At 39.1% G+C, this 24,874-nt stretch carries 22 protein-coding genes; 7 read left to right on the top strand and 15 right to left on the bottom strand.

Annotated features, from left to right (window positions below; all coding sequences use genetic code 11):
* Positions 1-339 precede the first annotated feature (339 nt).
* On the bottom strand, positions 340-1,110 hold the full coding sequence (locus ACN6MT_RS07005) for a restriction endonuclease (RefSeq protein ID WP_419955287.1): 771 nt from the start codon (positions 1,108-1,110) through the stop codon (positions 340-342).
* A 326-nt stretch (positions 1,111-1,436) separates the two neighbouring features.
* Between ACN6MT_RS07005 and deoD the strand changes: the two genes are divergently transcribed.
* From deoD to ACN6MT_RS06985, 4 genes are all read left to right on the top strand, one after another.
* On the top strand, positions 1,437-2,147 hold the full coding sequence (gene deoD, locus ACN6MT_RS07000) for a purine-nucleoside phosphorylase (protein ID WP_419956401.1): 711 nt from the start codon (positions 1,437-1,439) through the stop codon (positions 2,145-2,147).
* 128 nt (positions 2,148-2,275) lie between these two features.
* Positions 2,276-3,685 carry an MFS transporter gene (locus tag ACN6MT_RS06995; RefSeq protein WP_419955286.1) on the top strand — a complete coding sequence of 470 codons (1,410 nt, stop codon included), beginning with the start codon at positions 2,276-2,278 and terminating at the stop codon, positions 3,683-3,685.
* A 29-nt stretch (positions 3,686-3,714) separates the two neighbouring features.
* A complete protein-coding gene (deoB, locus tag ACN6MT_RS06990) occupies positions 3,715-4,860 on the top strand; it encodes a phosphopentomutase (RefSeq protein ID WP_419956400.1) in 1,146 nt (381 codons plus the stop codon).
* Positions 4,861-4,937: 77 nt separating this feature from the next.
* Positions 4,938-5,672, top strand: coding sequence for a GntR family transcriptional regulator (locus ACN6MT_RS06985; protein WP_419955285.1), 735 nt, complete (start codon positions 4,938-4,940; stop codon positions 5,670-5,672).
* A gap of 61 nt (positions 5,673-5,733) precedes the next feature.
* Here ACN6MT_RS06985 and ACN6MT_RS06980 read toward each other — a convergent pair whose 3' ends face one another.
* Positions 5,734-6,579, bottom strand: a complete 846-nt coding sequence (locus tag ACN6MT_RS06980) for an MBL fold metallo-hydrolase (protein ID WP_419955284.1) — start codon at positions 6,577-6,579, stop codon at positions 5,734-5,736.
* A gap of 1,257 nt (positions 6,580-7,836) precedes the next feature.
* On the opposite strand from ACN6MT_RS06980, the gene ACN6MT_RS06975 reads away from it, so the two are divergent.
* Positions 7,837-8,133 carry a DUF3243 domain-containing protein gene (locus ACN6MT_RS06975; RefSeq protein WP_419955283.1) on the top strand — a complete coding sequence of 99 codons (297 nt, stop codon included), beginning with the start codon at positions 7,837-7,839 and terminating at the stop codon, positions 8,131-8,133.
* 127 nt (positions 8,134-8,260) lie between these two features.
* Here the strand turns inward: ACN6MT_RS06975 and ACN6MT_RS06970 are convergent, their stop codons facing one another.
* Positions 8,261-8,827: a hypothetical protein gene (locus ACN6MT_RS06970; RefSeq protein WP_419955282.1), complete on the bottom strand. Its 567-nt coding sequence runs from the start codon at positions 8,825-8,827 to the stop codon at positions 8,261-8,263.
* Between the two features lie 244 nt (positions 8,828-9,071).
* Between ACN6MT_RS06970 and ACN6MT_RS06965 the strand changes: the two genes are divergently transcribed.
* Positions 9,072-9,791, top strand: a complete 720-nt coding sequence (locus ACN6MT_RS06965; protein WP_419955281.1) for a 3-ketoacyl-ACP reductase — start codon at positions 9,072-9,074, stop codon at positions 9,789-9,791.
* 75 nt (positions 9,792-9,866) lie between these two features.
* Here ACN6MT_RS06965 and ACN6MT_RS06960 read toward each other — a convergent pair whose 3' ends face one another.
* The 3 genes from ACN6MT_RS06960 to ACN6MT_RS06950 form a co-directional block, all read right to left on the bottom strand.
* The gene (locus ACN6MT_RS06960; protein ID WP_419955280.1) at positions 9,867-10,364 is read right to left on the bottom strand and encodes an LURP-one-related/scramblase family protein; all 498 of its coding nucleotides are present in this window, start codon (positions 10,362-10,364) and stop codon (positions 9,867-9,869) included.
* A 386-nt stretch (positions 10,365-10,750) separates the two neighbouring features.
* Positions 10,751-11,983, bottom strand: coding sequence for an aminopeptidase (locus tag ACN6MT_RS06955; protein ID WP_419955279.1), 1,233 nt, complete (start codon positions 11,981-11,983; stop codon positions 10,751-10,753).
* Between the two features lie 214 nt (positions 11,984-12,197).
* Positions 12,198-12,887, bottom strand: coding sequence for a hypothetical protein (locus ACN6MT_RS06950; protein ID WP_419955278.1), 690 nt, complete (start codon positions 12,885-12,887; stop codon positions 12,198-12,200).
* A gap of 386 nt (positions 12,888-13,273) precedes the next feature.
* On the opposite strand from ACN6MT_RS06950, the gene ACN6MT_RS06945 reads away from it, so the two are divergent.
* Positions 13,274-13,582: a DUF3870 domain-containing protein gene (locus ACN6MT_RS06945; RefSeq protein ID WP_063255479.1), complete on the top strand. Its 309-nt coding sequence runs from the start codon at positions 13,274-13,276 to the stop codon at positions 13,580-13,582.
* A gap of 103 nt (positions 13,583-13,685) precedes the next feature.
* On the opposite strand, the gene ACN6MT_RS06940 is transcribed toward ACN6MT_RS06945, so the two are convergent.
* From ACN6MT_RS06940 to ACN6MT_RS06900, 9 genes are all read right to left on the bottom strand, one after another.
* A complete protein-coding gene (locus tag ACN6MT_RS06940) occupies positions 13,686-14,897 on the bottom strand; it encodes an acyl-CoA dehydrogenase family protein (protein ID WP_419955277.1) in 1,212 nt (403 codons plus the stop codon).
* On the bottom strand, positions 14,894-16,108 hold the full coding sequence (locus ACN6MT_RS06935; RefSeq protein ID WP_419955276.1) for a CaiB/BaiF CoA transferase family protein: 1,215 nt from the start codon (positions 16,106-16,108) through the stop codon (positions 14,894-14,896). Before ACN6MT_RS06935 ends, ACN6MT_RS06940 begins: the two co-directional genes overlap by 4 nt.
* A 52-nt stretch (positions 16,109-16,160) precedes the next feature.
* Positions 16,161-18,179 carry an FAD-dependent oxidoreductase gene (locus tag ACN6MT_RS06930; RefSeq protein ID WP_419955275.1) on the bottom strand — a complete coding sequence of 673 codons (2,019 nt, stop codon included), beginning with the start codon at positions 18,177-18,179 and terminating at the stop codon, positions 16,161-16,163.
* Between the two features lie 71 nt (positions 18,180-18,250).
* Entirely contained in the window at positions 18,251-19,189 is a 939-nt protein-coding gene (gene glaH / locus ACN6MT_RS06925) for a glutarate dioxygenase GlaH (RefSeq protein ID WP_419955274.1), read from the bottom strand.
* An 865-nt stretch (positions 19,190-20,054) separates the two neighbouring features.
* Positions 20,055-20,393 carry a DUF3870 domain-containing protein gene (locus ACN6MT_RS06920; RefSeq protein ID WP_419955273.1) on the bottom strand — a complete coding sequence of 113 codons (339 nt, stop codon included), beginning with the start codon at positions 20,391-20,393 and terminating at the stop codon, positions 20,055-20,057.
* A 27-nt stretch (positions 20,394-20,420) separates the two neighbouring features.
* Entirely contained in the window at positions 20,421-21,635 is a 1,215-nt protein-coding gene (gene lhgO, locus ACN6MT_RS06915; RefSeq protein ID WP_419956399.1) for an L-2-hydroxyglutarate oxidase, read from the bottom strand.
* Positions 21,636-21,685: 50 nt separating this feature from the next.
* The gene (locus ACN6MT_RS06910; RefSeq protein ID WP_419955272.1) at positions 21,686-23,128 is read right to left on the bottom strand and encodes an aldehyde dehydrogenase family protein; all 1,443 of its coding nucleotides are present in this window, start codon (positions 23,126-23,128) and stop codon (positions 21,686-21,688) included.
* Positions 23,129-23,179: 51 nt separating this feature from the next.
* Positions 23,180-24,655, bottom strand: coding sequence for a sodium:solute symporter family protein (locus ACN6MT_RS06905; RefSeq protein WP_419955271.1), 1,476 nt, complete (start codon positions 24,653-24,655; stop codon positions 23,180-23,182).
* Positions 24,652-24,846 (bottom strand): DUF3311 domain-containing protein, encoded by a 195-nt coding sequence (locus ACN6MT_RS06900; protein ID WP_419955270.1) that lies wholly within the window; start codon positions 24,844-24,846, stop codon positions 24,652-24,654. The genes ACN6MT_RS06905 and ACN6MT_RS06900 overlap by 4 nt, the downstream gene beginning before the upstream one ends.
* Positions 24,847-24,874: the final 28 nt, after the last annotated feature.

Genomic DNA, 24,874 nt, shown 5'->3' with positions numbered 1-24,874 from the left:
ATGATCCAAATCTATGGATTTTGTCTTATTTAGAGCAGTTAACCGTAATCCCTCCGCTTATATCCGCTTCTTAAGCATCCCCTATAATCATTAACCGGAAATTCTCCGCCTATGAAATCTCATACGTATCTACCTACACGAAAATCAACAAAGAATCATAACAGAGCCTTTTGATAAAGTACCTGCACCCTCATATTCACTATTGCCTCTTCTTGAATTCACTTTATAAAAATCATTAATAGATCTTTAAATTTTTGTTCATAGTTTAGTCATGATTAGCGGGTATGATAGAAACATGAAGAGGAAGCCTAAACTTTATCTTTTTCATAACTCCCCTATTTATATATTTTTGGATTCGGCTGCTGGCCGAATCTCTTTTTTTGTCTCTAGACTGTCCCTGGTGTATCGGCACTTTGGAAATCCACTGCAGCCGTAAAATGCCCCTCGCTTACCCGTCTTCAAAACCATCGGACTTCCACATTTAACACAGGTTAAACCATGACTACTAGATTTACGCTGCTTCACCTCAGCCGGAACACCCTTTTCGATTGATGGGTTAAACACTAGGATAAAATCAATCAACGCATCTCGATCTACCAGCAAAACATTACCTTTATGGGCTAATTCCCTTGCCGCTTTCGTAAAATAGCTATTCGAAACAACCCAAGTCTCATCGGCTTTATAATAAGACTTGGCGCCAATCACCTCTTGAACGGCCTTGATTCCAACATCTTTCGAATACCGCTTGGCTTGAACTACAATCTTTTTCCCCGCCTTAGTCAGTAAAAGGTCCGCACCATAGTCACCACTGGCATTTGTTACTTCTACACCAAAACCTCTACTAAGATACAACTCTTTCAAATAATACTCAAATTGAATGCCGTCCATTGAATCTATATCTTTAATACCAGATTTGCTTAGTCGTTCCTTTTTCTTTTTATTTTGGTAGACAGCAAAAACAATAACCGCAATGAACGTTAGTCCCACCATCCAACCAGTTATAACATAGTCTCTGGTAAAGTAATAAGAAGCTCCTGCAACAAGTATAAGCAATAGTTTTATACCGTCTTCTATCTCTTTCTGTTGTTTTTTCGTTCTTCTCTTCGCCAAATTTCATTCCCCCGTTTCACTTATTATGTCTATTTTAACATTTTCCAAATAATTCCTCGACAAACTTTTTGAAAGTAAAATGCCTAGAGTTCCCTTTCCAAAGGAGGTCAAGGCTGTTTTAATCAAACGTTTAGTTAGCAATAATCTTATCGAATATTCACGAAATGTATCATGTATCTATAAAGAAATGGAGTTACAATGAGCCGTTATTTTATTTTTTGGAAGTGCTTGCATCAAATAAAAAGGTGTGCTATTTTTAACTTGTATAAAAAATAGACATGTCTAAAAAGAATAATTTTAAACCAAAGGAGCAAATAAAAATGATGATGAATACAAAAGAAACTCCTCACATTAAACCAAATGGTGTAGAAATAGCTGAAACGGTACTGTTACCAGGGGATCCATTAAGAGCAAAGTTTATTGCGGAAACTTTTTTAGAAAATGCCGAGTGCTTTAACGAAGTAAGAGGAATGTTGGGATATACAGGCACTTACAAAGGAAAGAAAATCTCTGTTATGGGTACTGGAATGGGCCCGGCAAGCATGGGGATTTATTCTTGGGAATTAATCAATGTCTTTGGAGCGAAAAACTTAATTCGCATTGGTACATGTGGTGCCATGCAGGAAAACATTAATTTATATGATGTGATTTTAGGTATGGGAACGGCAACGGATTCCAATTATGGCCATCAATTTAATTTACCTGGTCAATTTCCATTAACGGCTTCTTTCGAACTATTGGAAAAAGCAAAGAAAGTAGCGGATGAAAAAGGACAGAAAGTTCATATTGGAAACATCTTATCCAGTGAAATCTTTTATAGCGCCGATCCAACAGCTATGAAAAAATGGCAAGACATGGGGATATTGAGTGTTGAAATGGAATCGGTATCCCTGTATTGGAATGCGATTCAAGCGCGTGTTAATGCATTATGTATTTTAACGGTGAGTGATCATTTAATCACAGGAGAACAGACTTCTACGGAGGAACGTCAAACTGCCTTTACGAAAATGATGGAAATCGCATTAGAATTAGCATAAATCGCATCCATTAAACAGTAAAGACAAGCCTCCTTCACGGCAGTTGTCGTGAAGGAAGCTTGATATTATCGATATATTGAAAACGCTGTTAATCAACTATGTTCGGAATTTATCCTGGAGGTACTATCATGAATAGTTCAATTGAAAACAAACCGGTTGTAAACTTAAGTAAAACCGTTCCGGTCGTCTTACTTTTAATGATTTTTTCACTCGTAATTGATAACTCTTTTAAAATTATTTCTCCAGATTTAGTAAAATATTTTGGCGTTTCCGCAAGTACGGTAAGCTGGCAAGTAACGCTTGCAGGTTTGGTAATTGGAATCGGTGCAGTAGTTTATTCTTCTTTGTCTGATTCGATTAGTGTACGAAATTTACTAGTAGCCGGTATCATTTTAATTTGTGCGGGTTCTTTACTTGGTTATGTTGTATCTGAAAATTATTGGTTACTTGTTTTTTCAAGAATCATCCAATCTGCTGGTTTAGGGGCAACGGAAACACTTTACTTAATCTTTGTCGCTAAATATGCAAGTGCAGCAGACCAAAAAAAATATTTGGGCTTCAGTACAAGCAGTTACCAACTTGCGACCGTTATTGGTATTTTAACAGGCGGATTTGTTACTACGTATTTGCAATGGCAAAACTTATTCTTAATTCCTTTGTTAAGCCTACTATTATTACCATTCATTCTAAAACTATTACCAAAAGAAGATCGAAAGAAAAATAATGTAGACTTTATTGGACTTATTTTAATTGCAGCTGTAGCTACTTCTATTATGTTATATATGAGCTATTTCAATTGGGGACTTTTTATTCTCTTTGTTGCATCCGTTTGTGTGTTCTTATTCTATATAAGTAAAAAGAAAAATGCTTTTATCACCATTGAATTTTTTAAAAACAAACAATTTTTATTCGTATTAATTGTGGCATTTATCATTTATTCTACTTATGCTGCTTATGCGTTAAATACACTTTCGTTCTTGTTAACGACTGTATATGATATCAAATTGGATTCTGTTTCATTGATGTTTATACCTGCGTGTTTGCTAGCTGCAACAGTTGGGGCATTTTCAGGGAAAATAGGACAATATTTAAGTAGTAAGCAATGCATTTATTTAGCCATGAGCTTAATTACGATCAGTATTTTAATGGGTGCCATCTTTGTAGATTCATCTATTACTGTATTTGTTATTTCTCTTATTTTATTCTCATGCAGCTTTGCTTTGTTATATGCGCCATTAATTGATACCAGCATTAAAAATGTTCCAGTTGAAAAAGCAGGGACAGCATTGGGATTCTATAATTTATGTATCAATATTGCGATGTCAGCTGGTTTCACCTATTCTGCGTTCTTAATTGATAAGAAAGATTTACAATTTGGCTTTTTGAGTTTTACGACAGATAATGCAGCAGCATTGAACTATGGTTCCATTATCCTTATTATTGCAGCTATTGCTCTATTTGCGATCGTTTTATTCTGGGCTTTAGTTGGCCGTAAAAAAGACAATAACATTCTAAATCAAGGGAAGCGAGCAGCGTGAAGAAGTTTAAACGAATACACTTGGTAGTCATGGATTCAGTAGGGATTGGCGAAGGAAAAGACGCGGAGCAATTTAATGATGTTGGATCTCATACGCTCCTCCACATTGCAGAGCATATGAATGGATTAAATGTACCGAACCTAGCTAAATTAGGACTATCAAATATTGAAGAAATCTTGGGTGTGCCGAAAGCGGATAAACCTCTTGCTTATTATACAAAATTACAAGAAAAATCAGTGGGTAAAGATACGATGACAGGCCATTGGGAACTCATGGGTTTGAATATCGACAAACCATTTAATGTATACCCAAATGGATTCCCAGACGTACTAATTAAAGAGATTGAAGAAATAACAGGTCGTAAAGTTGTAGCGAATAAACCTGCAAGCGGGACAGCGATTATTGATGAATATGGGGAGCATCAAATGAAAACGGGAGATTTGATTGTTTATACATCAGCTGACCCTGTTTTACAAATTGCAGCCCATGAAGAAATCATTCCGCTAGAGGAATTATATGATATCTGTGAAAAGGTTCGAGAAATTACAAAAGACCCTGCTTATTTAATCGGCCGCATTATCGCAAGACCCTATGTGGGCGAGCCTGGGAATTTTACAAGAACCTCCAATCGTCATGACTATGCATTAAAACCTTTTGGAAAAACCGTCATGAATAGCCTGCAAGACGGCGGTTATGATGTGATTGCCATTGGAAAAATTAATGATATCTTTGATGGCGAAGGGGTTACAGAATCCATTCGGACGAAAGACAATATGGATGGAATGGACAAATTGCTCGACGTCATCAAGAAGGATTTTACAGGGATGAGCTTCTTAAATTTAGTCGATTTTGATGCGCTATATGGCCATCGCCGTGACCCAGAGGGCTATGGAAAAGCATTAGAAGCATTCGACCAACGTTTAGACGAAGTATTGGATTCACTCCATGAGGATGATTTATTAATCATTACGGCTGACCATGGGAATGATCCAACATTTGCGGGTACAGACCATACACGTGAATTTATTCCTGTCTTAGCCTATTCGAAACAATTGAAGGACTCTGGCAAATTACCTGAAAATGATACATTTGCTGATATTGGGGCAACAATTGCAGATAATTTCGATGTGAATAAGCCTGAATTCGGCGATTCATTCTTACCATTCCTAAAATAATATGTTACGATAAAAAGAACCCCAAAACATGTATTTTGGGGTTCTTTGTTAAATTTGCTGAAAAGGAAACGAAATGAATGAATACAACTAAACATGCTCAATTGAAAAAACCACTTTATATAAATGTTTATGACGAGCTCCTTCTTCAAATTAAGAAAGGAATATTCCCTGTAGACAGCCAGCTTCCGTCAGAACCAGACTTAGCGAGCAGATTAGGGATTAGCCGGGCAACATTACGACAAGCGCTGGCACTGTTGCAAGATGATGGGATCGTAAGAAATATACGCGGTAAAGGGAATTTTGTGGTCAATTCATTCGTTAAGCAAGAGGATGTTCATTTAGAAAAATTAAGTAATCCTATGCATAAGTGTCATATAAGCACCTTTGACCGAATAGATACAAATTATCGTTTCGATGAGGATACGGAATACACGAAACAAGTATTAAAAAGAGATTCGTCTCAAGTCGTTGCTATGGAACGATTGTATCGAATGGGAAATGATTTAGTAGCGTATGCGTTTACGTTTATGTCCATGGAAACCGTAGAAAGTTTATCTCTGGATTTAAATAATGAAGAACAGCTGCTGAATTTTCTAGAGAATCAAGTGTATGAAAATGCCAACCATGGAGAAATGGAAATAAAATATACACATACCGTGAATGTAGCCGATAAGAATGAAAAATTAATCGGCCAAAGTGAGTGCTTTATCCTATTAGAAAGTCTTTACAATAATGGTGATTATCCCATCATACACAATAAATTTTATATCCCCCAGCAGTTTTCGAACATAAAATTGAATATATACAGTTAAAACTTTTAAAAAAGACCACAAGGCCGGTTCTCAATCCATGAGAACCGGCCTTGCTGCATTTTCATTTCTTCCGATTTCCATTAACAAAGTTTTGAATATACTCGAGTTGTTCTTCGTTCGGCTTTTCCCTTCGCATCTCGGTAAAGGCCGTGACAGCTTTTTCAAGTGAGACCTCTTTCGCCACGATTTCCCCAATACTCGTCAGTTCATCAAAAAATCCCCACATTTCTTCACGCGTTTTTGGATGTTGGTGCCCAGTTACATATATCTCAACATCGTATTTCTTGATTTTATCTAATAGAATGACAAGTTCATCCAGGTCATAGCTCCATTCGCCGCTATAAAAATCCTGATAGATACAATCCCCCAAAAACATTACTTTTTCTTCAGGTATATAAATGATAGAAGAATCTTGCGCATGAACGCCGCCAACATGCTCAATGACACAGTTCACGCCGCCTAAACCCATCGCTATTTTACCCGTAAAGGCAAGATCCGGCACCTTCAATTCCAAATGATCCCGGTTAGGCATTTCCCGTTTTATCATGTCTCTGCAAAACTCAATTTCTTCACCAGTCACAACGCGTGCGTCCAATGAGGCATCATCCCAGTTTAACGTTTTCAAATAAGCTAGCTTCTTTTTCGTTTCCTCATGACTAATTGATACGAATCCCATCGTTTTCATACCAAAAATATGATCCCAATGCCAATGAGTAATGATCACAAACTTCACAGGCGGTATATCCATTTTATCCACTAACGCGAGAAAATCGCTCGCATGTGCAGGTGAATTCCCGGAATCAACAATGACACTAAAGGTATCCCCACATATCAATCCCAAGGCAGGACGATCAGTTTCCGAATAATGCGGCATATAATACACTCTGTTTGTTAGTTGTTTCAACATTTAACTGCCTTCTCTCGGTGTGTTTTTAAAAGAATGTCAATGATACGAATGATTACAGGTTTATAATACCAAAAAAGCCTTTTTTAATTCATTCAAGATATCAATCTGATCATCCACAGCAAACAATGAAAAAGGACCTTTGATTGAATTAATCAAAGGCCAAAGCAGAACTTAGTGGTCTAGACTAAGTTCCATTTAGGAGGTCTAAACTCTGAAGAATTTAAACTATTGTAATAGTAGCACGGGATGAATATTTTCTCAATATACTAAATATTCATGCAAACGCTATCTTTTATTATTTTTCAAAAAATATTTTGCTATTATTGAAAATACATACAAGTTTTGTCCCCAGCCTATGATTTTACAGCAAATGTTCTCAAATAGTATGCTAAAACGCACTTTTTTCTAAACACTCCACTCGACAATATTCTCACCGCGAAGGAGGACTAAAAGTTATTGTGACAGCGAAAAAGGCAATTTAATCAAACGTTTACTTAAAAACCAAATCCACTAATTAATCGTTTGATTAAAAGTCAGTTAAACCTTTTGGCAATCATATTTTTGCCTGTTTTCAAGAAATTTTTTTGTCGAGAATGGTTTGCAGTTTCTTAAGGCAAGAATGCTGGGGAGAGTTTTCCTTAAAAATTCCTCTAACGTGAAATCGATAAAATCTCCTGCTATAGTAAAATAGATAAATACATTGAAAATGTTGCACCTAAATTGTTAGGAATATTCAATACAGGGTATTATTAGATTGAGGTGAAAAAAATGAAGGTTACGCTTACGATAGACGCAAAACAGCAGTTAAAAAATCTACTTGGTGAAGAGCCCCTCATTAAGCTGGTTCAAATCCGAACGACTGGTTGAGGTGCCACCTATGAGTACGAACTTGCTCAGGTTGAGCAGATAAGCAATGAAGAGAGTTTTAATATTGATGGAATGACGATTCTAATCGACCCAGTGGTGATTAGCCATCTAGATGAGGATATCGTGATAGACCATAAAAAAAATTATGGATTTATTCTTAAAAACAATTATGAAATCTTAACCTTTGGAATGAAATTTAGCAAGATTTCTTAATGATCGTTAAAGGCCACTGTGAGCAAAAGCCCAATCAGTGGCCTTTTTCTCGTCTGTTCTGATTTTCTATGCTCCTATTAACCTTTTTTAAGAACCCTTTTTCATTAGGTTTTATTTAGAAAGAAACAGGGAATGTACAAGACAAGCACATGAAAACAATCTAAAGGAGTGATATTCATGGACAAACAGTTAGATGAGAAACAAATAGAAAACCAGATTTATAAGAATGGAGATTCCTTAACAAGTTTTGATGATTTCAGGGAATATCTTAGCGGAAAAGTAAATTTAGGTAAAAAGCTAGGTATGGATGAAGAGCAGTTAGCCAACTCGGCTCAGAAAGTAGCAGATTACCTTGCGGCCAAGGAGTCTCCTAAGAATACCGAGGAGCGATTATTGCAAGAGCTTTGGAAAGTGGGGACGGAGGAAGAGCAGCATAAACTGGCTCATATGCTTGTCCGGTTAGTACAACAATAGAAGCAGACAGAAATGTTTTGGTAGAAATACAGGAATAGCCTAGTTCTATAGACTAGGCTATTTTCTTGAAACAAACTTTTCATCATCTTCATGATTTTCCGCTAATTTTGCTTGGTGAGAAAGCAGCTTAGGAGCGGACCCCATGTTTTAGTCTAAGAATAAATTTCGTTAACCAATAAGAAATAAATACGATGACTAAATCAATAAGGAAAAGGTAAAATTGATTCATTCCTTTTCGGAATTCTACAAATTCCATATATTGCTCAATCGAAGCAAAAATGAAAGCAAAGCAAGCGCTTAAGATTGCTATATATAAATAAAAATTCTTTTGTTTATTGATACAGTATTGATAAACGAGTAAGAAACCAACTGGTAAAACAGAAGCTGTCATATTGGTTGCGTTTGGCAGAACAGAAGTTAAAAAATATTTGTGAACAAAGTAACCGTTTCTTCCAAGTGCAATATCAAAATAGGTCCAAAGAATATGTACGGTATAACCGAAGAAAAACAACTCAAAAATCCTTTTTCGATCAATTGTAAACCATAATATGATTAGAGGTATAATCAGCAACGCTAAAACTACCCAAAATTGCCACGTTCCTAAATCGGAATATTCCTTCCAATAATCAGAATATAGAGCATTTACCTCCCCATTTTTCTGATAGATCTGGTTCCAAAACTGGCTGTTTTTCATAAGCCACCCCCTATGTTAACCCTATTATTTTGCTTCCAATTATTGATTCTTATGTATATGCACCCAAAGTGTAATCAAAAAATCCATTCCTGTAAAAAAACTAGAATGGTTCTGAGTCAATCGTCAAAGGCATGATATCGTTTGGAATTCGACCTTTACGGTAAAGCCTTTTTCGTAATGAATTTGAAAAATATGGAGATAATACCTCTGAAATGACTCATTAGTAAACATAGGGAGTGTACAGATGATCTCATTAAAAGGAAAAAACGCAATCATCACAGGGGCTGGAAGAGGAATTGGCCGAGCTACAGCCATTGCTTTAGCCAAAGAAGGTGTCAATGTAGGGTTAATCGGCTTAAATATGTCTAACCTGGAAAAAGTGGCGGCTGAACTAGCTTCATATGATGTTAACGTTTCTGCTGCAGCAGCTGATGTAGCTGATCTAACGTCCGTTCAACACGCTGTAGAGCATTTACAATCAGACCTCGAGTCTATTGATATTTTAATTAACAACGCAGGGATTGCCAAATTTGGAGGTTTTTTAGAGTTATCTCCTGAAGAGTGGGAAAGCATTATCCGTGTAAATGTAATGGGTGTTTATAATGTTACTAGAGCTGTCTTACCGGGAATGATTGAACGAAAATCCGGGGATATCATCAATATCTCTTCTTCTGCAGGGCAAAAAGGAGCTCCAGTTACAAGTGCATATAGTGCATCCAAATTTGCTGTCCTTGGACTGTCAGAATCGCTCATGCTTGAAGTTAGAAAGCATAATATTCGTGTGACAGCATTAACACCAAGTACAGTCGCTACGGATTTAGCCTATGATACCAATCTCATTACGGGCGACTCAGAAAAAGTGATGCACCCTGAAGATTTAGCTGACCTGATTGTATCAGGTTTAAAGCTTCATCCAAGAGTTGTCCTAAAAACGGCAGGACTGTGGTCAACGAATCCATCTTAACAAAAAAGGCGGTTCTCATGGTTTTTATATGCTTATGACCACAAGAACCGTCCCTATCTTATGTACATACCTACGTTAAGGCGTCGCTCCTGATGAAGCAGCTGCTTGGTCAGCCTTCACACAATCAATGGCGACAACGAGCGCAATCACCATGGTTTCCATCTCTTCATTCAATACTTGAACCTTGTAGCTATCGCCCCAAGTGAACCACTCCTTGCTTACCGTCCCAACGACTTTACCATGTTGTAATACCTGAAAATCCATATCCAGCCAATTACCATTTACTTCAATGCCTGCCGCATCAATTGTATAGCGTGCTTTAAAGAAGGAGAACTCCTTCTTTATCGTTAACACTTCTCGGCCATTCACCTCAACAAAAAACTTAGGTAACATGCTAAACGTCTTTTTTGTAATAAGTGCAACTTCATCTCTTGTTGTATTCATGATGGAGAAAGTTTTTGGAATTTGCATAAAGCTGCCCTCTACATAATAGACATCCTTCTCCTGCTGATCCTTAACCGTAAACTTGCCACTGAGACTGAGTACCTTCTGCTTTATATAAAGTTGCTTCATACTTAACCTCCTTTAATCGCACTTTCTTACTAAAAGTATATTACTGGTCACCTTAAAAATCCTATATCATCAGGAATAAAAATATTGATTTTTCCTAAAAACAGTTATGAGATTTTAACGTTTGAAATGAAATTCAGCAGGATATCAAAGGAAATAGCCACTGTTAGCCGAAACAGTGGCTTTTTCTCGTCTACTCAAAAGAGTGTAAACTCGACAAATTCAGATTATAATCTTTCCAATCAATCGTTTGATTAAAAGTACATTAAACCCTTTTAATAGACGAACTTTCTATTATTTCCTAGAAAATTTTTTGTCGAGGATTGTCCCGAATAATTTTTCACGAAGAGAGAGGCATTTTAGCTCCTCTCCCATTAAATTGCAACTTGTTATGCCCAATTACCATTTCTAAACAAAGGAACCTTCTTCCCATCATGATACTCAGCATCGATCTCTAAATCCGCTGAACCAATCATAAAGTCAGTGTGTCCGCTGCTTTGGTTAATACCTTTTTCCTCATACTCCTCCGTGCTGATATCCTTTGCATTATGAAGCGCCATAGAAATCGCGTTTCCAATAGCCAGGTGGCACGAAGCATTCTCATCAAACAAGGTATTATTAAAGATGATACCGGAGTTAGAAATTGGTGAGTCATGTGGGACTAGAGCCACTTCACCGAGGTATAGCATACCTTCATCCATATTAATAAGTTGCTTTAATGTCTCGTATCCTTTTTCAGCAGTAAAATCTACAACTTTTCCTTCTTTAAACGTTATGGTAAAGTTATCGATTAAGTTGCCTAAAGCAGATAAAGGCTTTTTACTAGCGACGGTACCGTTTACTCCATATTTATGTGGTGTCGTAAACACTTCCTCGGTTGGAAGGTTTGGAATGTACATGGTACCAAAAGTGGATGGATGTCCACCGCCGACCCATTTATGCTCAGGATGTAGATCAATGGAAAGATTTGTTCCTTGTGATTTATAATGCAACGTCTTAAACTTTTGTTCGTTCAGATAATCCACTTTTTTTGTAAGTTCAGCCGAATGTTCCTCCCATGCTGCGATTGGATCTGGTTGATCGACTCTGACAGTTTTAAAGATCGCTTCCCATAATGCTGCGACCGCTTCTTCTTTGTTCAAATCTGGAAAAATGCTCGCTGCCCAAGCTTCCGTAGGTACACCGATAATGGCCCAGGGTACTTCACCCCTTAGTCTTTTCTCAGCCAATGATTTCAGTTTGTCAGCTCCATTTTTTTGAACGTACATAATACGTTCAGGCGGGATATTTGCGTATGCAGCAGGATCTGTACCAGCTATATATAGCATACAGTCATTCTTGTCTCCCAGGCTGTTAAACTTTTCAATCTCCCACGGTTGAATGAAATCTTTTAAAACCTCATCCGAGGCGTTTAAGTAATGGATTCTATTTAAACCTGTATCAACCCAATCGACAAACACGCGTTTACATCCATGTTCATAAGCATATTTCGTAATTCTCCGTGTGAAATCCGCAGATTCAATAGGAGAATTTATCAGTAAGCGCTGTCCTTTTTGAATGTTAAGACCTATCTTGACCACGAGTTCAGCATATTGATCCAATTTCTCTTCAAAACTTTTCATGGATACTCCTCCTAAAAATAAATAGACTAACGAGTCTATTTTAAGTGACATTTTTAAACTTTGTACAGTTTTTACCATTAAAATTTCAAATGATTTAAAAAATAGTTCGAGGATTCGTTTTAGCATTAGGTGATTTTGATGAAAGTGTGTATTTTACAAATTCATGCCACCAAAAAAGAGAGGTTTCTAAGCTGTTAGAAATCCTCCCTTCTTATTACCAGGATACAACAATCCAATCATCCTGCTTATCAATGGCAAAATCATCGCCAAATTCCTGCGGACCGTTCACTTGCACACTTTCCCCGGTTTGAGCCACATGTTGAATGCCCTCTATAATTTCTGATGAATATTCTCCTTTATCTGCCATCAAATCACATAGAATATCGATATGGTTTGGTGCCGCACTGGCCACCCCGGTACTCATACCGACCAGTATCTCTTCGTCTTTTACAATAGCAAAAACATCAGAATAGGGGATAGCATAAAGTGCTGCTCCATATTTCTCTGCAACCGTTAGCCAATCCTGAAATTTTTCTTCATGCGATATCTTAATATATTCCGTATCGCCAATGATAATAGAATCCTCGGCAGGTGTTTCTTCCTTTTCGTCCACTAGGCTTTCTAAAGATTCCTGTGAAAAGTATGTATTGTCTTCCAGTGTTTGTGTAGAATTTAAAAGGAAACTTTGCGTTTCAACGCTATTAATATTTTCACTGTTTACCAGTTTCATATCTTGGTTGCTATCAATCATTTCATTTTCAGTAATATACTTGGTCTGTTCCAAAGCGATAGTTTGTGGAAGTAATTCATTCGTTTGTTCTACCTTACCTGGAGAAACATCAACAGAAGAACATGCAGTCATTCCCATCAAAAAAGTGATCAAGATTAAACCATGCTTCATCATTTTTACTCCCCCCCAAATGGATCCTATACTAATAAGACGTTTTAAAATTGGAAATGTTCCCTATTTTTTCAAAAATAGTGCAAACGTTACAGATTTGCTAAATCGAACCACCCCAATACAACCACTTATTGTCTATTAGCGATTCAAAAAGTTTCTATTTTTTATTTACCCGCTTCTGCATAGTAATAAACGAGTATTTACAGATTTTTTTATTCAATTCATCATTCTTTTTTGTGTCCGCCTGAGGTGGACAGTGTCCACGAGCGGTGACAGGCACCATAAACCAAGAGATGGGAAACATATAATATAGAGTGCTGTAATTATCCTTACTATTTCTTTGAATATATATTATTCTAAAAGTAAATCTCATTTAGGAGAGTGGTCGAATGAATACCATTTTTATCGCTGGACATGCGAAATTACCTACAGGAATGGCAGCTAGAAGTATCTATGAAACATTGACTATTACGGCAGAAATCGATAAATATTATGGGGTCATAGTGGAGGCCTCTTGTACGCTGGCAACTGAACATGGGAGAGATTATATTGCTAGATTGCTAAAAGGCCATAGTTTGAGAAATGGGATTGACACGCCTCTTGAAGAGTTAAAAGAGGGTTACTTAGGAAAAGCCAATAACGCGCTAATCGCAGCGTTAAAGGATTTGTATAAACAATATGAATCCCTTCATCAATAATTCGGTGACTTTAAGGAACCCGTTCGACCATAGACAGTAATAGACTTCCCCGTTAAAAAGGGAAGTCTATTATATTCATTCTATGCTTTCATTGTGAATTCCTTTACCTGCTCTCTACCGTTTCTTTTTCAAACGGCCACGCCGGCAGCATTTTATTTAACGTCTTATCTACACGATAACCAAGAACGTATTCAGCCTGCATAATGGTATGAATTTCCCTCGTTCCTTCGTAAATAACAGGTGCTTTTGAGTTTCTTAAGAATCGTTCAACAGGGTATTCGCTTGAAAATCCGTATGCCCCATGAATTTGAACTGCGTCATCCGCTGCTTTGTTGGCAAAATCACACGCCTGCCATTTGGCAAGTGATGTTTCTCTTGTGTTACGAACTCCCCTATTTTTAAGCTCACCGGCACGGTATACGAGTAAGCTGCTCATTTGCAATCCAGCTTCCATATTTGCAATCATTTGCTGTACAAGCTGGTGCCGGCCGATTTCTTTGCCGAATGTTTTTCGCTCATGACAATACTTTACGCTTTCCTCCAAGCTCGCCATAATCAGACCGACAGCTCCTGCTGCAACGGTAAAGCGGCCGTTATCAAGTGCGGCCATAGCGATTTTGAACCCTTCACCCTCTAAACCTAAAAGGTTTTCCTTTGGAACCCTTACCTGATCAAAAAATAACTCTCCTGTATTTCCGGAACGGATACCCATTTTGCCTTTTATTGCTTTTGAAGAGAAACCAGGCATGGTACGCTCCACAATAAATGCGGAAATACCGTTGTGTTTTTTCGATTTATCCGTATAGGCGAACACAATGAAATGGTCCGCTACATCGCAAAGGGAAATCCACGTTTTTGAACCATTTAAAATATAGTCATCCCCATCTTTTACTGCCGTTGTCTGAAGGGCTGCCACGTCTGAACCCGCCCCTGGTTCTGTTAACCCGAAGGCGCCAATTTTTTCACCTTTTGCCTGCGGAACGAGATATTTTTGTTTTTGTTCCTCATTCCCCCATTGCAGTAGTGTTAAACTGTTTAGGCCGATGTGAACAGATACAGCAGTACGGAAAGTAGTATCGCCTCTTTCCATTTCTTCACAAACAATGGCGAGTGAATTGTAATCCATGCCGCTTCCGCCATATACTTCAGGAATGCAAACACCCATAAGATCCAGCTCACTTAATCGTTTCCAAATAATCGGATCGAATTTCCCTTGCTCGTCCCATTCTTTCATATTTGGAATAATTTCTTTATCTACGAAACTTCTAACCATTTTTCTTAACATTACCTGTTCTTCTGAAAATTCAAAATTCATAGCGTATACGCCTCCTGGTAAATTTGGATAATATTATTCTTTTTTAATTGTTCAATTTCCACGTGTGAATATCCCGCCTGCTGCAAGATTTCAACGGTATGTTCCCCAGCAATCGGGGGATGACGTTCTATTTTTGTTTTCGTTCGTGACAGTTTAATGGGCGAGCCGACTAGCTTGACTGAACCTGCTTCCGGGTGATCCACTTCAACGACCATCTCCCGTGCCAATACTTGTGGATGATTAAATACCTGATCCATCATCGCAATAGGACCGCACGGAATATTATGCTGTGAAAACAGCTCCATCCACTCATCGACAGGTTTGATTTGCAGCCTGTTTTCTAAAATGCCCGTGAGTTCAAGTTTATGATTAACCCTTGCTTCATTGGTATGGAACCGTTCATCAGCTGCAATTTCACTTATTCCCATTACTTCACAAAGGGCGGCAAACTGCCGGTTGTTACCAACTGCAATGATCATTTCTCCATCTCTTGCTCTAAATGTTGAGTAAGGCACAATATTTGGATGGTCGTTACCAAGTCTTCTTGGGATTGCTCCAGATATAAGATAATTGCTTGCTACATTGGCGAGGGAGCTTACCGCCGTATCCATAAGCGACATATCTATTTTTTGCCCTTGTCCGGATTTCTCTCTTTCCAGTAAGGCTGCTTCAATCGAAATGGCAGAATATAAACCTGTTAAAATATCAACCATTGCTACACCAATTTTCATTGGGCCACTTTCATTATTCCCGGTAATGCTCATCAGTCCACTCATTCCCTGAATAATGTAATCATAGCCCGGCAAATGCCGGTATGGTCCCGTTTCGCCAAAGCCGGTGATCGAGCAATATACCAGCCTCGGGTTGATCGCTTTCAAAGAGTCATAGTCCAAGTCCCAATTCTCCATCGAACCGGTTTTGAAGTTATTAATCACTACGTCAGCATCTTTAGCTAAAGTGCGAATGATTTCCCTTCCCTCTTCGGTTTTCAGATTTACGGTGATGCTGCGCTTATTGCGATTAGTGCATAAATAATAGGCACTTACACCATTTTGGAACGGCGGCCCCCAGCCCCGCGTTTCATCACTGCCTCCCGGAGCCTCCACTTTCATGACATCCGCTCCAAGGTCCCCAAGAATCATCGTACAGTATGGACCCGCCAGTACCCTCGATAAATCCAATACTTTTATACCTTCCAAAGCTCCTTTCAAAATATCCCACCTCCTACTCATCCTTATTTGAAAAAACGTGATGGCCACACTATTATTTCGTTAGAAGCCCTTTACTAGTAGAAACGGAAAGATTTCCATTGTCTTGGACTCCTAATTGCAAACTTATAGACATACCCTCAAAAGTTGCCTCTTCTATTGTTCTCGGCGCCAGGCAATCACCGATTTGCCATACTTCAGGTGCTAATTTCTTCATTTGTTCATATAGTTCACTATTTGGTACACGACCGTGCGAAAGAATAATAGAATCCCAATTTTCCAATGTCATTTTTTCATAAGAGAATAGATTTCTAATGACAACAGAATCCCCTTTAATTTCTCCTAAATCATAGTGAGGCATTATTTTTACGTTTAGTTGATAAAGCTTTTTTAAATATTCATTTCGTAAGTATTGAGGCACGCCTTCGCCCGCATGCAGCCTTGCCGTAATAAGCGAGACGATATGCCCCTTTTCCGCCAAATCAATCGCTGCTTCTATGGCTGGCCAATCACCCGCAAAATCAAATACCAAAACACTTTTTCCAATATGGTTATTCGGATGCTGAAACACCTCTTCCACCGTCATGACACGTTGATCATGAATCCCTGGAATATCGGGGATATACGGTCTTGATCCTGTGGCGCAGATAATGGCATCCGGCGAAATTTTGTTAATATCATCTGGTTGTAAAGTCACTCCAAGTGTAACGTTCACGTTACTAGTAGATATTTTCCGCATATAATTATCAAGCATGTATTCAGCAAGCTCATGTCTCATGGGCATCTTTTTTAATGTATGCAATAATCCGCCGATTTTGTCACCCTTATCTGCCAGAATAACGTGATGGCCAAGTTCATCTAATGTAACCGCTGCTTGCATGCCTGCTGGTCCAGCACCGATCACAAGAACCTTCTTCTTGTCTCTATGGCTTTTCTTAAGTGTTTGCACTTCATTTTCCCTGCCCGCTGAGGGATTTTGAACACAGCCGATGGTTAAACCATTGTGATAATGCCCGATACAAGCCTGTAAGCAGCCTAAACAGGCATCAATTTGTTGAAGATTGCCAGACTTTGCCTTGTTAGGCATGTAAGGATCTACAATTAATGCACGGGTCATGCCGACAACATCTGCTTTTCCTGTTGCCACAATCTTCTCCCCTTCTGCCGGGTCTACAATACGCGAGCCGACGAAAACCGGTACAGCACCAGCCATTCTAATTTTGAAAGAATAGGGTGTGTTATATCCATGCTTCATTGGAGATGGCGGTACAATATGGGTGGATCCGGCAAATGTACTGGAATCCCCGGAGGTGACATCAATAAAATCCAATCTTACTCTTTCGACCAAATATTCGACAATTTGTACGGCATCTAATACGGTTGTTCCATCCATGGTCATTTCATCTGCACTCATACGGAGTCCAACCGTAAAGTCCTCCCCAACTTCCTGCCAGACTCGTTCCATCACTTCGACAATAAACCGCATTCTGTTTTCAAACGATCCCCCATATTCATCGGTACGAAGATTGGTCTCTTCCGACCAAAACTGTGCAGGCAAGTATCCGTGTGAGCAACAGATTTCTACACCATCCAGCCCGCCTTCCTTCGCCCATTTAGCTGACAGGGCAAATCCTTCAATCACATCTTTAATTTCTTCCATACTCATCGGTTTGGGCATCGTACTGAACCTAAGGCTTGGAACCGCTGACGGTGCCCAGGCCGCATTCCGGTACTCGCTTGAAACGACTTCCCTGCCGCCATGGAATAATTGGGAAAATACTTTCGTTCCATATTTATGCACTTCATTGGATAGCTCCTGGTAAGCAGGGACAATCTTTTTGTCATATCCAGCAATTGTTTTGGTTGTCAGCATCCCCGATGGATGTGCGGCGGCGGCTTCTAGTATAAGTAATCCGGCACCGCCCTTGGCACGTTCTACATGATAGGCAGTCATATCCAATGTAGGGATTCCATTCTTAACATGATTGGTTTGATGTGCCGTACTTAGAATCCTATTTTTCAATTCTGTATGGCCAATTTCAACTGGACTAAATAAATGTTTAAACGGTGTCATTCATAATCACTCCAAGAAAAGGATAATTGGCCTTATGACATAAATCGGGCGGTGCTTGTCACTTGGGACAATTACTGTTGAAAACGTCCTCGCTGACGTAGTAATTCGCGGTTCAAGTTGGGGTTTACCTCAAAGGCTGCACGCCCATGTAACCAGAATATATTGTTAACCACTACTAAATCTCCGACTGGAAGTTTGAGTTCTGTAACACTTTCATCGGTTTCCATTGAATGGGAAAGATCATGAAGGTATTTAGCTTCTTCAATGGTTTCAGGATAGACAAATTGGTCGATGAAGCATACACCAGGCTTATTATTGTAGTTGAAGAAGGTTAAGCGCTGAATTTCCTGATCTACATTTTTACTAGATGGTGCTTTGTAAGTAAACTTATGGCATGCCAGTGGATGAGTTGAAAACGTATCAAGGTCCTTCCAATCATCAAGGTGTAATAATCGAGATTCACCGCCGCATGCATTTTCTTCTACTATTTTCATCATTAACAGCCAATCTGTCGGCTCATCTACAAATGTCCCATCCGTATGAAGGGTAAATAAGCGATAAGCTTGACGAAGATAGGAGTCACTGTTATCAGTATGCTTGACAGAAAAGCGTGCATAATATTTTCCAGACATTGAATCAAAGTTTGATGAACCTAACAAATAAGAAATAGCAGTAGAGAAAATAACGTATTCATCTGTATCCTCAGTAACACCATCCAAACCAATCGTAAATCCGCCAGATTCACGGTCATGAACGATGTTTCGAAGTAAGTCGCCGAATTCTTCTCCAACATGATCTAATAAAATAGAAGAGACAATAAGACGAGAATAGGGTGTATATTCTAAATGCTGGACAGAATAATTCTCTGCTTTGACGGTATCCAAAAACCCTTGAATGGCCTTTTTTGAAAGTTGAATGTGGTATAAACGGTCTGTTTGCGGATGAACTTTCACTTCATACCTATTTGTTTTTGTTTCGAATTTCCCTCTTTGTTTTTCTGTGATTACCATTTTTTATTCCTCCTGTTTTGTGTAAGATAGTTAAAATATGGAAATTAAGGAATATAAAAAGCCAGCTGCACAAAGTACCCAAAAAAAGCGGGACTCAATGTACAACTGGCTTATAATCATTTCACAGCTCTATGGTTAATAGAGTCACAATGAATTAGCAGTTAATGGTTGTTTATATTTCCTGTTTCCAAGTATTATAATCTATCCACGGATCTGAAAGGGTGTTATTCAGGAGTGGAAGTATTAATAATATTTTGACTACTCTTAGTATATGTTGTATATGATAGATTGTCAATTGATTATTTTGAATAATTCGAAAATATCTGTACGTAGTTCAGTTATGAAGTGGAAGATTAAAATGAATAACTTAACTATCAACCTGATTAACATTACTTTTGTACGAAAATTAGCATAATAGGTGCTTGGGAAACCGAGTATTTTTTACAGCATGTCGGAAAACATTTTTTGTAAAAAGGTTTCCTGATTTCGGACAGGTGTAAAGGAATTTTGCCATCTTGTGTCCGAAGTTACCTCGACTTCGGACTGAGCTAAGGTAATTTTCACTCCTGGTGTCCGAAGTTGCCTCGACTTCAAACAGGGCTAAAGTAATTTTCACTCCTGGTGTCCGAAGTTGCCTCGACTTCGGACAGGACTAAGGTAATTTTCACTCCTGGTGTCCGAAGTTACCTCGACTTCAGACAGGGCTAAAGTAATTTTCACTCCTGGTGTCCGAAGTTGCCTCGACTTCGGACAGGACTGATATAATGTTGCCTTTTACTGTTCAAAGCAGCACAAAACATCAGACGCTACTGCCCGTCCGATGTTTTGTGCTGCAAGAGGAGTTTAAAATAACATATCGCCCACTTTATATGACCTTCTGCTTTTCTTCCGTCTTTATTTGATGGAAATGAAGGTCTAGATCCTTTAAAGCCGCAACAAGAGCATTTGTTGCCTTGCCACGGTAATAGGTTTCAATTTCCTCAACCGCGCCTTCTACTCCATCATTTAGACTAATGCCCTTTAATATACGGCCAATAAAGTCGCTCCCCTGCTCGGTTGCTAAAGTACAAGACGCCTCGACGATTACACCGTATTTACGATCGATTTCAGCTGTGATTGTTAACGTATCGAAGACGCTTTTTGCTGCCATTCCTTGCGGCAGACGAGCGTGACCTGCAATAAAAATAGTCTTTCCATTCAGCATAATAGGCCTACCTCTCAAAGGAATTAATTAAACTAGTATTGCTTCTTTTAAGTTTGTTTGTTCTGGTATTCTATTCACAACTTCTTTTCCGATTTCGATTGAAGCCGTTGCTGCAGGAGATGGCGCATTACATACATGGATCGTTCGTTTCCCTTGAATGATATGGAAGTCATCCACCATATTTCCATCACTCCTTAATGCTTGAGCACGGACCCCTGCAGGTGCAGGGATTAAATCATCTTCTTGGATTTCTGGAATCAGTTCCTGAAGGCTCTTTGTAAATTGTTTCTTACTGAAGGAGCGAATATATTCATCAAGCCCCTCCTTCGCAAACTTCCCTGCCATTTTCCATAATCCAGGAAAACTTAATGATTCTAGTAAATCCTTTGCATTAAAATCTGTCTTTCTGTATCCTTCCCGTTTAAAGCTAAGCACAGCATTTGGTCCCGCATCGACTTCACCGCTGATCATTCGTGTAAAATGGACCCCCAGAAATGGGAACTTTGGATTTGGAACCGGATAAATTAAATTTTTTACTAGATAACGCTTTTCAGGTTTTAATTTGTAATACTCGCCTCTAAAAGGCAAAATCTTCATATCTGTTTTATATCCTGTTGCTCGTGCTACACGATCACTGTGAAGCCCAGCACAGTTAATGACCATTCCAGCTTTTAATGTTCCGCGATTTGTCTCAATGATTACTTGATCCGATTCTTCTTGCATTTTCTCCACTTTTGTATTTAGACGAATCTCTCCGCCATTCTCTTGGATAATTTCAGCGAACTTTTCACTAACTTGTCTGTAATTTACGATGCCAGCGACCGGAACACGTATTGCTCCTAAACCATTAACATGTGGTTCGATTTCCTTTAATTCATCTGGACCGATTCTATGAATAGCTAATTCATTTTCCAGCCCTCGATTATATAAACTTTCAAGAAGCGGTAATTCCTCTTGTTTCGTTGCAACAATTACTTTTCCGCAAATATCATGGTCTATACCATGTGTTTGGCAGAATGCAGTCATCGATTTACTTCCTTGACGGGCAAAACGAGCTTTGAAACTACCAGGCTTATAATAAATGCCCGAATGAATCACACCGCTGTTATGCCCTGTTTGATGTTCGGCAACAACGGATTCCTTCTCAATGACAACTACCTTCGCGTTGGGAAAACGCTCATAAATGGCCATCCCTGTGGATAAACCAACAATTCCTCCGCCAACGATTGCAAAATCATACATATTCATTAGGACCCCTCTCCATTTTGATTTTCCTTGTTGAATAGTAAGAATTACATAGGATCCATATAAACAGTCTTCACTTCTGTATAAAACTCAATAGCAGCTTTTCCTTGTTCACGACTGCCGGAACTAGAATTTTTAACTCCGCCAAAAGGCATTTGTGGTTCAGCTCCCGAAGTTTCCGAGTTCACATGTACAAGTCCAACTTCCGCATCTTCAACAAAGCGGCGGGCCAATGTTAGGTTGTTTGTACAGATGGCTGCGCTAAGACCAAATTCAGTATCATTTGCCATTTCCACTGCTTCCTCGTAATCTTTTGCTTTAAACAATGCAAGAACGGGACCGAAAATTTCCTCTCGGGCAATACGAGCATCTTTAGGCACGTTTTCAAAGATTGTTGGTTTTACATAAAAGCCATTTTTTAATTCTTCATCTTCTGGGATCTCTCCACCGCAAAGCAGTGTTGCTTCTGATTTCCCCGCTTTGATCATTTCGAGCACCCCATCAAGCTGTGCTTTTGATACGGCCGGCCCGATATCGGTTCCCTCGTGAAGCGGGTTACCAATGGTTAATTCCTTCGTACGCTTGACAAGCCTATCACGGAATGACTCGTAAATCCCTTCTTCGACAATTACACGACTCGTTGCTGTACATTTTTGACCGATAGATTTAAATGCTCCGCCTACAGCTATCTCAACGGCTCTTTCAAGGTCTGCATCATTGAGAACAACGAGCGGATTCTTTCCTCCCATTTCCATCTGTACCTTTTTTCCGTGTTCTATAGCCTGTTTTTGAATCTGCCTTCCTACCTGGTTTGAACCGGTGAAAGAAATGGCTTTAATATCTGGGTGGTTCACTAATTCATTCCCAATAACAGATCCTCTGCCAAATACACAATTAAGGACACCTGCTGGCAGACCAGCTTCATCAAAAGCCTTCATAACGTGATAGACAGATTTCGGTGTTAAATCAGCAGGCTTAATCACCACTGTATTTCCGTATATAAGTGCTGGTGCCATCTTCCATACTGGAATGGCAATGGGAAAATTCCATGGTGTAATTAAGCCAATAGGACCTAGGGGTGTACGGGTCGTATACAAAAATGTTTTCTCATTCGCGGAAGGTATGACATCTCCAAGTGGCTGCCGTGCTTCCGCTGCAAAATATTCGAGGATGCTTACTGCGCGATTAGCCTCCCCCATCCCTTCCGAAAACGCCTTCCCTTCTTCCTTAATTAAATCCCGTCCTATTTCCTCTATGTTTTCTTTCAAAATAGCCGCAGCTTTTTGTAAATACACTGCCCTTTGTTGAATGGAGAGCTTTTTCCAAGCTGGAAAAGCATTTTTTGCAGCAGCTACAGCATCTTGTACATCAGTTGCTGCACTGGATGGGAATTCCCCCAAGCCTTCTCCATTATGTGGATTAAGATTCTCTTTATATTCAAGGGTCGTTGGTTCTTTCCATTGGCCGTTAATGTAATTCAAATGGCGCATTGATAAATCCTCCTAAACTCTTCTATCAATCATTTTTAAGATTAGTTCATGCTAGATTACTAATTTGGTATCATCATCCACACTAGCCACTGTTTTCTTCGTTACAACACTAACTCCCAGCGTTACAGCAACATTGATGATTAATACGGCCAGTCCTAAATCTAAATCCTTAATGACATTTGGGAATGACGGGAATAACGTTGCAAGTGACATTTCTGTAATGGTTGAATAAATGACGATGATACTGCCTACAATCATTCCAGCGAAGGCCCCTTGAACGGTAACCGGGTTCCTTTTCCAAAGGCTAAAAAACAAAGCAGGAAATAACTGAACCATAAAGCTATAAGACATAAGATATAGCGTAAGAATCGATTCCCCTCCATTAAATGTAAAGAAAAGTGTTACCAACGCTATAATAGGCACCAACCTTTTGGCCAGCTTTGCCAGCTGTTGGTCTGTTGTGTTCGGTTTCCATGCCTTATATATATTTTTAGAAAGAATCGTTGAAACTGCCGTCAATACCAAAGAACTTGGGATAAGGGCGGCCATGGCTCCAGCTGCCCCTATGACTCCGACAAACCAAGGGTCAAAAGACAATTTCGCCATTTTAAATAAGGCCAAATCTGTATCGGGCCCCTTTAAATCTGGCACTTGTAAAACACCAGAAAAACCGATGATCAAAGAAAAAACGATAATTACCTGATAGATGGGCATGATCCCTGCATTTATACGCAGTGATTTTCCACTTTTAGCTGAGAATATCCCCGCCATCATATGTGGAAACATGTAGAATGCCAGTGCTGTCATGATCGTAGCCGAAACAAACCATGAAATACTTAATCCTTGTTCTGGGAATAGTAAAAACCCAGTTTTGGCGGTATCAATGGCTTCAAACATCGGCTCTATGCCGCCGTAATAATGAAAAGGGAAATAAAACCCCATAAAGACCATAACAGCTAAGATCAAGATATCTTTAATAATGGCAGTCCATGCGGCTCCGTGCATCCCAGATACCGTTACATAAATGGTAACAGCCGTCACCGCTACGACGATTGCCATGTGAGGAGAAATAGAACCATAGGAAGCTTCAGATACAATAATTCCTAATCCTTTTAACTGCATCACTAAGTAAGGGATAACGGCAACAATACTGATGATGGATACAAGAATACCTAATGCCTGACTGTTATACTTTTTCTCGTAAAAATCTGATTGGGATACGACTTTATTTTTCTTAGCATACTTCCAAATAGGAGGCAGCAGCCAGTAAGCGATTACAAAGTAAAAACAATTAAAAGCGTATATGGCAGGAGGCATGCCGGATCGATAAGCACCACCACTTGCTCCCAAGAATGTATAGGTGGTAAACATCTCACCCGCTAATAAAAAGAACATCAAAAGACTTCCAAAACCCCGTCCCCCGACAGACCACTGCTCGATCGTCATTTCTTTCCCTTTCCGGGCTTGCAAACCTAACCAAATACACAATCCGAGGAAAAAGAGGATAACTAGAAGGGCTGCGTTCATAATTCTTCCTCCTCCTTATTCGCCGGATCCAGCTTATTAGCAATGATTAAGAATAGGGATGTCAGACCAACCCAGCATATAGACCAAAAAAGGACAAATGGCAATCCAAATATATAGGGTTCCACCCGATTAATGACAAAAAGTGAACCCAAGGCTGGTATTAAAGTTAATAGATATACCTTCTTCTTCATATTTCACCATCCTAGTTTAGAATAGATA

The organism is Neobacillus niacini (assembly GCF_048572935.1).
GTDB lineage: Bacteria > Bacillota > Bacilli > Bacillales > Cytobacillaceae > Neobacillus > Neobacillus niacini.
This window is presented reverse-complemented; position numbering and strand designations above follow the sequence as displayed.